The 13,987-nt window shown below is 60.1% G+C and carries 13 protein-coding genes; 7 read left to right on the top strand and 6 right to left on the bottom strand.

Annotated features, from left to right (window positions below):
• The 3 genes from VMU57_RS06415 to VMU57_RS06405 form a co-directional block, all read right to left on the bottom strand.
• The coding region (locus VMU57_RS06415) for a TonB-dependent receptor (RefSeq protein ID WP_325381805.1) at positions 1-2,724 on the bottom strand (2,724 nt) is incomplete at its 3' end.
• 296 nt (positions 2,725-3,020) lie between these two features.
• The gene (locus tag VMU57_RS06410) at positions 3,021-3,446 is read right to left on the bottom strand and encodes a helix-turn-helix transcriptional regulator (protein WP_325381804.1); all 426 of its coding nucleotides are present in this window, start codon (positions 3,444-3,446) and stop codon (positions 3,021-3,023) included.
• 27 nt (positions 3,447-3,473) lie between these two features.
• Complete coding sequence (locus VMU57_RS06405) at positions 3,474-4,844, bottom strand: MGH1-like glycoside hydrolase domain-containing protein (protein ID WP_325381803.1); 1,371 nt, start codon at positions 4,842-4,844, stop codon at positions 3,474-3,476.
• Between the two features lie 57 nt (positions 4,845-4,901).
• Here VMU57_RS06405 and VMU57_RS06400 point away from each other — a divergent pair, with 57 nt between their 5' ends.
• From VMU57_RS06400 to VMU57_RS06390, 3 genes are all read left to right on the top strand, one after another.
• Positions 4,902-6,083 (top strand): A/G-specific adenine glycosylase, encoded by a 1,182-nt coding sequence (locus tag VMU57_RS06400; RefSeq protein ID WP_325381802.1) that lies wholly within the window; start codon positions 4,902-4,904, stop codon positions 6,081-6,083.
• Positions 6,080-7,750: a M28 family peptidase gene (locus VMU57_RS06395; RefSeq protein ID WP_325381801.1), complete on the top strand. Its 1,671-nt coding sequence runs from the start codon at positions 6,080-6,082 to the stop codon at positions 7,748-7,750. Before VMU57_RS06400 ends, VMU57_RS06395 begins: the two co-directional genes overlap by 4 nt.
• A gap of 258 nt (positions 7,751-8,008) precedes the next feature.
• Positions 8,009-9,139, top strand: a complete 1,131-nt coding sequence (locus VMU57_RS06390; RefSeq protein ID WP_325381800.1) for an acyltransferase — start codon at positions 8,009-8,011, stop codon at positions 9,137-9,139.
• A gap of 131 nt (positions 9,140-9,270) precedes the next feature.
• Here VMU57_RS06390 and VMU57_RS06385 read toward each other — a convergent pair whose 3' ends face one another.
• Both VMU57_RS06385 and VMU57_RS06380 read right to left on the bottom strand, forming a co-directional pair.
• Positions 9,271-9,657 (bottom strand): hypothetical protein, encoded by a 387-nt coding sequence (locus VMU57_RS06385; protein WP_325381799.1) that lies wholly within the window; start codon positions 9,655-9,657, stop codon positions 9,271-9,273.
• A gap of 205 nt (positions 9,658-9,862) precedes the next feature.
• Positions 9,863-10,201, bottom strand: coding sequence for a hypothetical protein (locus VMU57_RS06380; RefSeq protein WP_325381798.1), 339 nt, complete (start codon positions 10,199-10,201; stop codon positions 9,863-9,865).
• Between the two features lie 10 nt (positions 10,202-10,211).
• Between VMU57_RS06380 and VMU57_RS06375 the strand changes: the two genes are divergently transcribed.
• Positions 10,212-10,958, top strand: a complete 747-nt coding sequence (locus VMU57_RS06375) for a class I SAM-dependent methyltransferase (protein WP_325381797.1) — start codon at positions 10,212-10,214, stop codon at positions 10,956-10,958.
• Position 10,959: 1 nt separating this feature from the next.
• On the opposite strand, the gene VMU57_RS06370 is transcribed toward VMU57_RS06375, so the two are convergent.
• Positions 10,960-11,922 carry a glycosyltransferase gene (locus tag VMU57_RS06370; protein ID WP_325381796.1) on the bottom strand — a complete coding sequence of 321 codons (963 nt, stop codon included), beginning with the start codon at positions 11,920-11,922 and terminating at the stop codon, positions 10,960-10,962.
• Between the two features lie 85 nt (positions 11,923-12,007).
• Here VMU57_RS06370 and dut point away from each other — a divergent pair, with 85 nt between their 5' ends.
• The 3 genes from dut to VMU57_RS06355 form a co-directional block, all read left to right on the top strand.
• Positions 12,008-12,493 carry a dUTP diphosphatase gene (gene dut, locus VMU57_RS06365; protein ID WP_325381795.1) on the top strand — a complete coding sequence of 162 codons (486 nt, stop codon included), beginning with the start codon at positions 12,008-12,010 and terminating at the stop codon, positions 12,491-12,493.
• 104 nt (positions 12,494-12,597) lie between these two features.
• Complete coding sequence (locus VMU57_RS06360; RefSeq protein ID WP_325381794.1) at positions 12,598-13,512, top strand: DUF5996 family protein; 915 nt, start codon at positions 12,598-12,600, stop codon at positions 13,510-13,512.
• A gap of 77 nt (positions 13,513-13,589) precedes the next feature.
• On the top strand, positions 13,590-13,987 hold a 398-nt coding region (locus VMU57_RS06355), incomplete at its 3' end, for an AIR synthase related protein (RefSeq protein ID WP_325381793.1).

The raw sequence follows: 13,987 nt of genomic DNA, 5'->3' as shown, positions 1-13,987 counted from the left end.
CGAGAGCACGGTGGACGAGAAGACGGACGACGCATCATCGATCAGCTTCGAGTGGGTGTAGGCGAACAGCAGAGAGACGCCGTGCGAGAACCGCTGCTCGACCTTGCCTTCAATGGCGTTGTAGTTCGTCGTGCCGCTGTTGTTGCGATAGGTCGCGATGTTGAGGAAGCGTGGATACGGCTTCAGAACCTGCGCCTGGCTGACGGTCTTACCGCCTATCGAGCTCGACTGAGGAAGCTCGCCGTAGTACGGATTGGCTACCTCCGTAAGCAGCGACGATCCCTGTGCAAGCTGCGATGCGGTGAGCTGGTTCAGGTTTGAATCGGGAATGCCGACGTGGACGATATGCGAGCCGACGTAGGCGACTTCCGCAGACAGGTTGTTCGTGATCTCTCGCTGCACCGCCAGGTTCCACTGCTGAACGTAGCCTGAGCCTGCGGTCTTCTTCACGGTATAGACGCTCTGTCCCAGACCGGCATCGGCTGTAAACGGAATCGGCGCAACGGAAGGCCCGTGCGACAAGGCGAAGGCAGCATTGACACTGTCTTGCGTCTTCTGCTGGACGTTTTGAATGAAGGGGAACTGCGGTGTGGTGAAGGGTGTGGTGATTCCGGACTGGTCGATGAAGACGATGCCGAAGCCAGACCGCACCACCGTCGCAGGCGTTACCAGATAGGTGAAGCCGACGCGGGGCGCGACATTGGTGTAGTGCAGCTCACGAGCGCTGCGCGAGTTTCCGTTCTGGCCAAGATAATCCAGTTGCTGGGTCTGCAGATTGAAGACGGCTCCCTGATTGCTCTTCTCGGTCGAAGGGAAGTGAAGCGTCCAGCGTGCGCCGATGTTGAGGGTCAGGCGGTTCGAAGCCTTCCAATCGTCCTGCAGGAAATACTCTTCGATATGGTCGCGAGGACGAATCCTGTTCTGCTGGAGGTCGATCTGGAAGGTATCGACCTGGCCGAGAAGAAAACTGGCGACGGAGTTGCCGCTATTCGTTACGCCCTGCTGGTTGGTGCCTGTCGTGGTGAAGGCGAAGGAGCCGGTGGGATTGGGCGGCGAGATCGCGTTGAGCTGGTACCAGCGAAAGTCGAGTCCCGCCTTGAATGCGTGACGACCCTTGGTGAAGACGACCGTCTCGACCGGCTGCCACACCGCAGTCTGATATTGAGCGAAGGTGCTGGCCGAAGGACCAAGCTGCTGAAATCCCGTAAAGGTGAACAGCGGCAGCGCATTGTTGAAGGCAGCATTGGTGGGGATGCCGGGAATTCCCAGCGCGGCAGACGCGGTGTTATCGAGGCTCGTTCCTACGAGAGTGTTGCCGCGACGCGTGTAGCCCAATCGAAAGTCGTTGAGAAGGTGGGTGGAGAAGGTATGGGTCTCGTTGAAGACTGCCTGCTGGCCCAACACGTGGGAGAGGCCCGGCACGCCGCCCGTTCCCAGTACCGATCCGCTGAGCGCACCGCTGCCATCGGGTAGCGGTGTGACTGGCTCCTCGACCTCACTGTAATAAGAGTAGCGGCCAAAGGCACGGTCTTTGTTGCCGATAGCTCCATCGATGCGAATGTCGAACTGGTTCTGATGGTCGGCGTCGTTCGCGGTGCGGCTGTAGTTATTGGCCGCCGCGGTCAGATTGGTCGGCGCAGGAAAGCGAGCGAGCAGAGCCTTCGCCGCCGGGTCGAGAGGAGCGTCGATGACATCGTTGGGAAACTCGTGCCGAACGAATTTTCCTCCAACGACTGTAGTCGACGCAGGATCGTAGATCTTCGAGACTCCGGTAAAGATGCCCTGTCGCTCCGCAAGCGTCGGGATCGTCGAGATGCGGGTGACGCCGATGAGCTGCTTCACGCCCTGATAGTCGCTGAAGAAGAACAGGCGGTCATGCAGAATCGGCCCGCCGATGGTCGCACCGAAGAGGTTTCTGCGATACTCCGGCTTGCGGACGGGCGCTTTGGAGAAGTAGTTGCGTGCGTTCAGGTTTTCGTTGCGGAAGAACTCGAACAGGCTTTCGTGAAAGGCGTTGGAGCCCGAGCGCGTAGCTACGTTGACGACGCCGCCATTGAAGCGGCCAAACTCCGCAGGGACGTTGTCGCTCTCGACGGTGAACTCCTGAATGTCGTCGAGGATCGGAAAGAAGGCGACCTGTCCCGGCTCGGGTTGCAGGGCGGAGATGCCGTCGTAGAGATACTCATTCGTGCGGGGGCGCCCGCCGTTGATGCGTGGCAGCAGCGTGCCCGGAGGCAGCTCGACGCCGGGAGCCAGCGTAGAGAGCTGGACGAAGTTGCGCGTGTTCAGAGGCATGGCCACTACGGTCTTGCCCGCAATGTTGGTCTGAATGTTGCTCGTCTCAGCCTGCAGCACCGGGGCATCGCTGTTGACGGTCACGGTCTGCTGATCACCACCGGCAGTCAAGGCAAGATCGGCGCTTACCGTCTGGCCAACGATGACGGTGACGCCTGTCCGGCTGAGGTGCCTGAAGCCGGGAGCGGTGACTTCCAGGCGATAGGTCCCCGGGTTGAGATGGGTAAAGAGATAATCGCCCGCGCCAGAGCTGACGGTCGCCTGGTGCAGGTTCGTCGAGGACTCGATCAACTCGACTTGTGCATGGGCCACGGCTGCGCCCGAAGAGTCGAGCACACGGCCTCTGAGATCTGCCGCGATTTGAGCAAAGGCAGATGCGCTGAATAAAACAATGAGGACAAGAAAAGAAAAAGCACGACGAAGCTGCATGAAAATCACTCCTGAGGGGCAGGTGTTATGGAGATGAAAGGAGAGCAGTGGACTGTTCGAACAGGGTGGACGCGGCCCAGGGGGACTGCGCGTTCAGCCGAAAACGCATCGTGGCGCTATAACGAACTTAGTCAAATTAAAACGTATAGTCAAACGATTCGCGGCGAGAGCGTTGCCAGACTCGGATGGGAGGAAAGGCCAATCCAGGGGTCTCTCCACTGCGCCGCGCGATGAGGCTGCGCGGCTCCAGTCGAGATGACGTTATTTTGGGGAATTGCGAGAACTGAAAGGCGTGTCTAAGAAATTTCGCTGAGCCGCTCGATCATCACGTCGGTCGACTTGATGAGGGCCGCTGCGGTGTCGCCCTTTTTCAACTGAAGCTCGCGCACGGCGTTTGCCGTGATGATCGCCGTCACATGCGAGTCTCCGACGGCGAGCACTACCTCGGCCATCAGGCCCTCAATGCGGATGCTGACGACCTTGCCGGGAAGCTGGTTCCTTCCGCTGACACGGCGATAGCGCTCGCGCGACTTCGTCTCCGGCTTCGCGCTGTCTTTGGCAAGAAAAGGCCGCAGCGTGGCCTCGGCGACACGATGATGGCCGCCCGGCGTCTGGACGGTCTTCAGCTTGCCGCCCAGTATCCACTGCTTGATAGTCGGGTAGCTGATGCCCAGCAGCCGCGCTGCCTCTCGCGGCGTCAACATGTTGTTCGTCGTTGGCATGGCCTATAGTTCTACCACTTTATTTCGTCATCCGGCGGACTTGCTGAGCCGGTGGATGAAGTCGAGATAGACGAGCGCGGCGGGCGAGTAGCCGCTGGGGTCGGCCTGGGTGAAGTCTCCAGTGAGAGGGTCCATCTGCTGGCGAAACTCGGTGTGGCGGCTGATGGCCTCGCACCATTGCGTCATCAGATGATTCAGCTCGGCCTGCTTGCCGTAGAAGCTCATCCAGCGTGGCGCGCGCAGAGCGGTGAGCGCCTGCGTTGCTCCTCCCCAACTGTTGCGCGGAATGGGGCGGACGAAGCTGGGGTCGTCCATCGCAATGGACGTGAGCGGATAGGGTGCCCAGAAGGCCTTGGGGTTGTGGATCTGGCGCGTCCAGACGGCTTCGAAGATTGCGGCGTCTTTGGGATCGGAGGGTTTGAGCACATGCTCGCCGAGGACACGGCTGATGACGTCGGAGCGGACTCGAACAAAATTATTTTGCGCGTCAAGGTCGTAGAAGGCAGCGTCCTTGGGGTCGTAGAGCTTGTCGATGATGAGGCGGCGGATGGCCTCGGCGTCGGCCAGCCAGCGATCGGCCTCATTGTGCTTGGCAAGCGCGGTGGCCATCGCCGCTAAGGCGACGCGCGCGCCGTAGACCGTGGCCGAAAGGTCGGGGCAGAGACGCGGCATGGTCGGCAGGTCGGGACACTTGCGCGCGTCGGCATCGGGGCAGCGGTTGGGAATGCCCTTCCAGCGTGGGCTGTTGTCGTGGCCGGTGTCGTAGGTGCAGAAGCCTTCGACGAGACCAGTCTTGCGGGTGTCGCGGTATTCGCGCAGCCAGGCGTCCCAGCGGCTGCACGCCATATAAGCCGAGACCAGCAGCTCGTCGTCGCCGGTGAGCTGCGACAGCTCCCACGCCGTGGCGGCGATAGGGACGACCATCTGGATCTGGCCATAGCCGCCCGCGTTCTGGATAGGGTCGGATAATTTGACCGAGGAGGGCAACTGGCCATCCGGGCGCTGCAGAGCGAAGAAGGCCATGTGGTTGTTGCGAGCGACCTGCAATGGCTCCACGTCTTTCGAGGCCGGAGTGATGTACTGGCTCAGCGTGCCGTAGACGAGGCCTTCCTGCGGAGCGCACTCCTGCCAGATGCCCGGATAGACGCTGCCTTCGACGAGCACGGGGTGTGGATACCGGGGCAGGGTGTGAATGTTTCCGGCGAGCGCGGCGAGTGCGGCGTCCCAGGTGCGCTGCCAACGCGGGTCGTTCGAAGGGAAGGCAGGCGGCGCAGGCGAGGCGGGCGGCTTGGGGACGTCGGCTAAAGCGAGCGGTGTGACCAGGCTTGCGCCCGTTGCCAGTGCGGTCAGCTTAAGAAAATCTCTGCGTTGGAGTGAGCGCTTCGGCTGCTGCATCATGACCTAAGTGTAGAGCCAAAGTGTCGATCCGTCGCCGTAGACGATAGACTGGCAGCCATGCGTGAACATGGAAAAGCTGACCGCGCGAGCGATTCTGCGCAGGCGCTGACGACCGTCGAAGAGCCGGAGATGGATGCCGCCGTCTTTCGGCGCAAGCTGATGACGTGGTACCGCGGTCACGCACGCGATTTGCCGTGGCGCGGCGTCCACGACCCCTATCGAACCTGGGTCTCCGAGGTGATGCTGCAACAGACGCGCGTGGCCGCAGTGATCGAGCACTACGAAAAGTTTCTGCAGCGGTTTCCCACGATGCTGGCGCTGGCGCTGGCACCGGAGCCAGAGGTGTTGGCAGCGTGGTCGGGGCTGGGCTATTATCGACGCGCGCGGATGCTGCACCGTGCGGCAAAGTTTGTGACGTCGGAGCTGGAGGGCGTGCTGCCCGGCACTTCGACCGCGCTACGCACGCTGCCAGGCATCGGCGAATATACCTGCGCGGCGATTGCGAGCATCGCGTTCGGCGAGAGCATTGCCGTCGTCGATGGCAATGTGGAGCGCGTGCTGCTGCGTCTGACCGGACGACCTGAAGAAAATACGGCGGCCTCACGAACATTTGTGCAGGCACAGGCGGCGGCACTGGTGCCGCGGCGTCGCGTTGCCGAGCAGCACAATGCAGCGGGAGACCACAATCAGGCCATGATGGAGCTGGGCGCCACAATCTGTCTGCCGCGCGCTCCCCTGTGCTTACATTGTCCCGTCTACTCGATGTGCAAGACGCGCGGCGAGCATCTGACGCAGCCGAGGGCATTGCAGCGCAGTCGTCCTGCAGCCTATCTGTTGAGCCTGCGCAAGAGCGGCACGGCGACCGAGGTTCTGCTGGAACAGCGCAGCCCGGAGGCCAGCCTGATGCCGGGGATGTACGAGCTGCCTCCGCTGCCGCAGGACGCGCTCGAGGGACGCGAGCCGATTTTGCGATTGCGTCATTCAATCACGAACACGAACTACTATGTTCAGGTGTATGCCGCACGCGGGCCGCAGGACCGTGGATTGCGCAGGGCAGTTCCTGCCGCGAAGGGCGATCTTCATTGGACGCGGACGAATAAATTAAGCTCAGTGCCGCTCACCGGGCTGGCGCGCAAGGTGCTTCAACGGCTCGACGTAATGGCAGTGCAGCCATTGCAGATGCCAGACGAAGCCATTACAGAAGAGTCGCAGGGACGATTTTGGGGAGGTCATCAATGAAAAATGGGAAGACTGGTGCAGGCTTGGCGGTCGGTTTTTTTCTGCTCGCTCTATCGGCGGGAGCTTTCGCGCAGGTCGTCCCTCCAGCGGTTAAGAAGGCTGAGGCTTCCATCGACGCCGAGAAGATACGCGCCCATGTAAAGTTTCTGTCCGACGACCTGTTGGAGGGTCGCTATCCGGGGCTGCGCGGCGGCGACCTTGCGGCGAAGTATATTGCGACCCAGTTCGCTCTCGATGGGTTGAAGCCGGGCGGCGACGATGGCACCTACCTGCAGTGGATTAACTTCGTCGGCATGAAGGTGGTTCCCGAGCAGACAAGCTTTGCTCTGGCCCCGCAGAAGGGCAATGCGATTGACCTGAAATTTGCCGACGACTACACCGTGCAGAACGAGAAGCTGACGCCGAGCGTGAATATCGACGCGCCGATTGTCTTTGTCGGGTACGGCGTCACTGCGCCGGAGTTTGGCTGGAACGACTATGCCGGCGTCGATGTTAAGGGAAAGGTCATTCTCTGCATCGTGGGCGATCCTCCGTCGAATGACCCGAAGTTTTTTGGCGGCAAGGCGCTTACCTACTACGGGCGATGGACCTACAAGTTTGAACAGGCGGCGCGAATGGGTGCGGTGGGCGCACTGATTATTCATCGTACCGATCTCGCCAGCTACGGCTGGGATGTAGTTCGCAACTCGAACACCAGCGAGAAGACCTATCTGCGCGACGACAAGATGCCGCCGCTTGAGGCGGCGAGCTGGATTCAGCTCGATGTAGCGCGAAAACTCTTTGCCGCCAGCGACCTGAATATCGACACCGAGATGACGGCAGCAGGCAAGCGAGGCTTCAAAGCGGTGGAGTTGCCGGTGCGGCTGAAGGCGCATATCGAGAGCACCGTGCGCCGCTTTCAGTCACCGAACGTCGTGGGCATTCTGCCGGGAACGAAGCCAGCGCCGGACCAGGCGGTGATGTACACCGCGCACTACGATCATCTTGGCTTCGTCCCGGGCATGAAGGGCGACAACATCTACAACGGCGCTGCGGACAACGGCACCGGGTGCGGCATTCTGCTGGAGATGGCGCGCGCATGGGCTTCGATGACGGTGCGTCCACCGCACGATGTCATCTTTGCGGCCGTGACGGCGGAAGAGCAGGGTCTGCTCGGCAGCGAATATCTCGGACAGCATCCTCCGGTTCCGACAGGGCAGATTGCGCTGGACGTGAACTACGACATGATTCTGCCGATCGGCATTCCTCGCGAGATCAATGTGAATGGAGCACAGCGAACGAGCTTCTATCCCGTGGTGCAGGCGACGGCAAAGCGCTTTGGGCTGACGATCGTTCCTGATCCGAGGCCGGAGGCAGGCGGCTACTACCGCTCCGATCACTTCAGCCTTTCGCGGGTCGGCATTCCAGCGTTTTCTGTCGACACCGGAAGCCTGTACGAAGGCCACGACCGCGCATGGGGGGAGGCCCAGGAGGAGGACTACATCGAGCACCGCTATCACAACTTCAGCGACAACTACTCCCCAAGCATGGACTTTCGCGGAGACGCCAAGCTCGCCCGGTTCGGCATGGACCTGGGTTGGGAGGCGGTGTCGGCTCCTTCGACGATTCGCTGGAATGCAGGCGACGAGTTCGAGGCCGCACGAAAGGCCAGCCTTCAGGCGAAATAATTGCAGAGAAGATTCTGCATTGCGAATTCATCGCAATGCGCTAAGAGAAGATCGCCTGGTCTCCTCCGAGCAGGTGATCTTCGTAAGGTCCTGTTTTCTCAATGCAAAAACTCGTTTCGATGCAGAAGAGAAGCGAGAGAGAGACTTGTACGTGCATGCAGCCGAGCAGAAGCACACGATTTGGCCGTGATATCGTTTTTCTAGGCCCTGCTCACGGTCGCGCTGAGTCATTATCTATTCATAAAGGCAGAGGGCAAAATGAAACGCATCCCGGAGTTGGACGGCTTGCGTGGGACGGCGATTTGCATGGTGGTCGCCCATCACTACATTTATTACAAATATGTAAGCTTTCTTGGGCCTCAGTGGGGATGGGCTGGAGTCGATCTATTTTTTGTGCTCTCCGGATTTTTGATTACCGGCATTCTGCTGAAATCGGAGAAGAATGAAGAGGGTCTGGGGCACTTTTACATGCGCCGCGTGATGCGCCTGTTCCCCATCTACTATCTTTGCCTTGCCATCTACTTCATCGGAAATGTGGCGGCGCACAGTCCTCTGCCCTGGCAGTTTCTCGCCACCTACAGCCTGTACCTACAAGCGATCGTTCCACACTCGTGGTTGGGCATTGAGCACGTCAAGATGGTCGATTGGAGCACCCCGGGCTTCTCTGTCATGTGGTCGCTTTCGATTGAAGAGTTCTTCTACCTGGTATGGGCACCGCTGGTCTTTCTCGTCAGAGGCAAAGACCGCATCCTGTTTCCCCTGCTCGGCGTGGTGTTGCTGGGAGAGCCGTTCGTTCGTTTTTTTGCTTATTCCCATCACGCCGAAGAATTGCGGCAGATGTTTTTCGCGCGCGCCGATTCACTTGCCGCTGGCGCATTGATCGCTGTCTGCATGAGGAGCTATGGACAGCAGGTCCACGCATTCTGCCAGCGAAACTACACGGCGATGCTGTCTTCCGCGTGCTTTTTATTCATGGCTGCGATTGGCGGCGAGCTGCTCTACATCGGTCTTCCTAACCATGTGTCCGGTGATCTCCCTGAGCGCACCTATAGCGCCTTGATGTTCACCGTACTTTGGATTGGCTTTTCGCTCATTCTTCTTCTCTGCGTCACCCATAGCGGCTCTTCGCGACGGCTGACGAGAGCATTTCGCAATCGCGGTCTGCGCTACATGGGAACGATCAGCTATTGCCTCTACCTGATTCACTTTCCGCTACGGCAAATCATGGTCGCCCACTTTGGCCGCGCTTGGGGCATACTCCTTGGGCTGATTACTTCACTTCTACTGGCTTCGCTCTCATGGAAGTATTTTGAGGGGCCGATCGCGCGCTGGAAGGAAAAGCGGTTCGCCTACAAGAACGAAGAAGGTGCGCTTCTTACTTCGAAATGAAGAGACTCAACTCCTGATAAGACAACGGCCTTAAAACTCCGGAACGAGTCAAAGAAGACGCTGTACGCGGACGTTCACGCGTACAGCGTCTTCTCTTTAAGAACTTCGGCGGAGTGAGCTGCAGAACTGCATTATTGCGGGGGAGCCGTCTGCTCAGGCGTCGTCTGACTTGGCTGCGCGGAGCCTTTGTGATGCTTGTGGGTCTTTTTCGTGGCTGGAGCTGTCGTACTATCGCTCGGCATGGTGGTTGATCCCGGGTCGGTTGCTTTTGGCGTCTCGGGGGCGGTTGTGGCTGGGGCCTCTGGTGCCGTTTCAGCCGGCATCGCCGGTGTCGTTGGCGCGGTTGGCTCTGTCGGTGTGGTCGGAGCCGTTGGCGCGGTTGGAGGTGTGGGAGCCGTTGGGGTTGCCGGTTCCTGAGCGGCTGGGGGAGTCGCTGCCGGTTCCTGAGCCAGAATGGCGCCCGGTGAAAGCATGGCAAGCAGCGCCAGCTGGGTTGCGAGTGTTTGTTTACGGTTCATGAGGAGTTCTCCTAAAGAGCACGTACTGGCTGCGTTGGATGTGCAAACACGGCGGGGAGATATCCCACCCCGGATGAAAACGCTGATTCGATCGGACAGCCGCGTCGCCTCGCTCTCATCTGCTGATTTAGCTGTATTTATTGGATAAAAACTTCGTCAGGCCAAGTCTTTTCTTCCCTGTGCAGGCCTTGGATTTCAGGAAAGCTTAGTAGAAGTCGGCACAGCTTAGAAAGAAGCCGCAGGTCCGGCAGACGAGCTTACAGCGGCTGTCTTCGAGCCGCGAACTGCAGGTGGGGCAGAAGCGGCTATGATGCTCGGCTTCGAGCGGGCACTCTTCGGAAGGCTGCTCCGTTGCCGCTTGCAGGGTGGAAGAAATCGGCATGAAGAGAGAGTAGCGCATAGGGCCTTCTATCGCCACGGTATCGCGCAAAGGGCCGGAGAGCGAATCCCGCTTATAGTAAAAGCTGATGCCTGAGCCGACTCCTTCACCGCAACTTGCCGACTCCCGAACGCCATGGTCGCGGAGATTTTTTCGACGAATCAAGAGCAGCGCATTGCGGCCTGAGGCTGCCTATCGGCTCTATCTCAGGTTGAAGTTTGGAACCGGACACCCTGCGGCGAGACCGCAGTTGCCGCTGCCGAATGGTGTGCTGAAAAACCGGGCGGAATGGCAACAGGCGTTTGAGCAGGCAAAGGCGGCGAAGCTTCCGCTGCACCGTGGAGACGAGAAGAACTGGGACCATCTTGCCGCGGTATATGCCATTCTGGGCGCAACCACGCCCTCGGCACGCGTACTGGACGCCGGTGCGGAGTTTTATAGCAATGTGCTTCCCGCGCTATTCGCCTATGGGTATCGCGATCTCTACGGGATCAACCTCTCGTTTACCGAGGAGGCCCGGCGCGGACCGATTCGCTATCAGCACGGCGACATTACGCAGACTGTCTTTGCTGACAATTTTTTCGACGCGGTCGCCTGCATGAGTGTCATCGAACATGGAGTTCCGCTGGACGGCTACTTCCGCGAGATGTACCGGGTATTGAAGCCGGGAGGGTTGTTGATCACATCAACCGACTACTACCCGACCGCCATCGACACGCGGGGGAAGATGGCGCATGGGGCTGCGATCAAAGTTTTTACCCGGGGCGAGATTCAGGAGATTCTGCGGCTGGCGCAGGAGGTTGGGTTCGAGAGTACCGGCAAGGTCGATCTCGAGTGCAGCGAGCGGCCGGTTCGGTGGGAGCAGTTCGACCTGGACTACAGCTTTGTGATCTTTACGCTGCGCAAGCCTGTAGACCGCTAACCTAAGCGTTCTGGCGGTTGGGCTGGTTGGCCTTGGTGATGCCGCCCTTGATCTGGTTCCAGCTGACGACCCACGGAACCAACAACGAAAAGATGAACCGCGCTGCCCAGATGCGGAAGCTGGCCCTCTGCAAGCTGCGCCAGTCGAAGTGGAAGGCGAAGTAGTTCTCGAGCACAAGAATGCAGAGCAGCGGGATGGGGGTCCAGCGCAGCGCAATGAGTGCCAGCACCTCGACCACGCAGCGGGCGAGGTTGCGGAAGAGCCGCGCCGGGCGGATGCCGAGAGCGCCGTCGGCTACGGCATAACTCGCAAGCTGCCTGAGTGCCGACCGGAGCGCATGGCGGGGACGATAAAAGGCCTTGGCACGCTGGGCAAAGGCGGGTGTGACGAGCTTGCGCACCTTGGCATCGAAGAGCGTGTCCTCACCGAGAAGGACGGTCTCGGGGAAGCCGCCGACACGCTGCCACAGCTCTTTGCGGAAAGCCATGGAGCGGGCGGTGCATGATTTTGTAGGCTCGTTGGGATTGAGCTTGACGCCGAAGAAGGGAGCAGAGGCGATGTCCCAAACGGTAGGCGACGCCGGGTCGATGCAGGAGCCGCCGAGAGCGTATTCTGCCACGCCGGAGAGGATGGAAGCGGTGAGATTGGCCAACCAGTCCGGGCGGTAGGTACATCCGGCGTCGGCACAGGCGATGATGTCGGAGCTGGCCGCGGCGATGGCGACGTTGCGCCCGCGGGCGATGGGGCCGGGAGATTGCTTGAGATTGCAGCTCTCGTCGCGGATGGGGAGGAGAGCGGGATATTGCGATCTGGCGTTGAGCAGCCACTCCCAGGTGCCGTCGGTAGAGCCTCCGTCGACGATGACGACCTCGGCAGCAATGAGGGTCTGATCGCTGAGGCTCGCTACCAGGTTGGGAATCTCGTCCACTTCGTTGAGGACGGTTGCGATCACGCTGACTGCCATATTTCACTATTAACGCACACGAGGCGCGGCTTTCGCGTGAGAATGGAGAGACATACAATATTTCGTTTTCTGAGAGGCGTAGCTGATGGGTTCTGTTGCGGTAGCAGAGGTTGAGAGTTTAGAGGGCGGCGTAGTCGCATCGCCGAAGGTCAAGGTTTTGAAGCTGCATCCGGCGGCGCAGCTGCCGAAGTACGCGCACACCGGGGCCTATGGCGATCTGGCCGCCGATGTGTATGCCGTCGAAGGTACAGCGATTGCCGCTGGTGCTACCGTCCTGGTGCCTACCGGAATTGCGATGGAGTTTCCTTCGACGCATGGCGCACTGGTGGAAGACCGGTCGGGGCTGGCGGTACGCGGAGTGACGACGCTGGCTGGCGTGATCGATCCGGGCTATCGCGGCGAGTTGAAGATCGTGGTGACGAATCTCAGCGCCGCAACGGTTGAAGTCAAGGCCGGGGAGAGGATCGCCCAGCTTCGCATCGTGCAGCGGATCGAGGCGCAGTTTGAAGAGGTTGCGGAACTGGCTGAGGCCGCGCGAGGCGCAGGCGGATTCGGCAGCACCGGAGCGTGAAAGCTGTTCAAAAAAGTAACGCAACCCTTTCGGTAAGACCTTGTCTCTAACACTCCAGCAACGGTGACGGAGTATGCTTTTGCTCATCGTTTCGGAGGAGCAACATGGCTGAGACCGTGAAGGCAGCGTGGCCGTCGCTGGTGTGGGATGAGTGGGCAGCGACGGCGGACACGCTGCACATGTGGACGCAAATTGTAGGCAAGACCCGGCTGGCGCTGACTCCGCTCCAGAATCATTGGTGGAACGTACCCCTCTATGTCACGGCACGGGGACTGGGCACGTCGGCGATGCCCTGTGGCGGCAAGATGGGTGACGACGTGCTCGATATCGAGTTCGATTTCGTGGCGCATGAGCTGCACCTTCGGCTTGGGTCGGGTCAGACGCTGGCAATGAAGCTGCGCCCGCAGACGGTGGCTGATTTTTATAAGGAATATCTAGACTGCCTGGCTTCGCTGGGGGTTGAGGTCAAGATCGATCCGATGCCATGCGAGCTGGCCCATCCGATCCGGTTCGATCTGGATACAGAGCATAAATCGTACGACGCGGAGTACGTGCAGCGGTTCTGGCACGTTCTGGTGCAGGCGGAGAAGGTCTTCCGCGAGTTTGGGACGGGATTTCTGGGCAAAGTCAGCCCGGTGCACTTCTTTTGGGGCAGCTTCGATTTTGCGGTGACGCGGTTCTCCGGTCGTCCTGCGCCGCCACGTGCGGGCGCGGATTCGATCCAGCGGGAGGCCTACTCGCATGAGGTGATCTCTGCGGGGTTCTGGCCGGGAAATGGCGGCTATGGCGCGGCGGCGTTCTATTGCTATGCGGCCCCTGTACCGGAAGGATTGGCTGAGGTGAAGATTCGCCCCGCGACGGCTGGATGGGATAAAACCTTGGGGGAGTTCATCTTCCGATATGAAGATGTGCGGGCAGAAGCTTCGCCGGAAGCCGCACTGCTCGAGTTTTTAGAGAGCAGCTATGCGGCGGCGGCAGTTGCCGCGAAGTGGGACCGCGAGGCGTTGGAACGCCAGTAACGACAGGCTCTGCGGCAGCCGGCAGGCAGCGTGACAACGAGGGATTGCCGCACGTGCGACAATCTTAACAGCGAGCCATGCCCAATACGCAAGTTCAGCACCCAGTTCAGACACCCTCCCCCGCCACGATTACACCGGCGCTGCTTAAGCAGCACAGCATCACGCCGGACGAGTACACGCGCATCGAAGCCGCGCTTGGACGAACGCCCAGCCTGACCGAGTTGGGGATTTTTTCCGTGATGTGGTCGGAGCATTGCTCCTACAAGTCGTCGCGGGTGCACCTGAGGCGGCTGCCGACGGACTCCCCGCTGGTCGTGCAGGGGCCGGGCGAAAACGCCGGAATCATCGACGTGGGCGATGGCTGGGCCTGCGCCTTCAAGATCGAGTCGCACAATCACCCCAGCTACATCGAGCCCTATCAAGGCGCGGCGACCGGCGTGGGCGGCATTCTCCGCGATATCTTCACCATGAACGC

The organism is Edaphobacter sp. (assembly GCF_035532915.1).
Lineage (GTDB): Bacteria > Acidobacteriota > Terriglobia > Terriglobales > Acidobacteriaceae > Edaphobacter.
The sequence above is the reverse complement of the archived record's forward strand: the minus strand, read 5'-3'. Positions and strand labels throughout refer to the sequence as shown.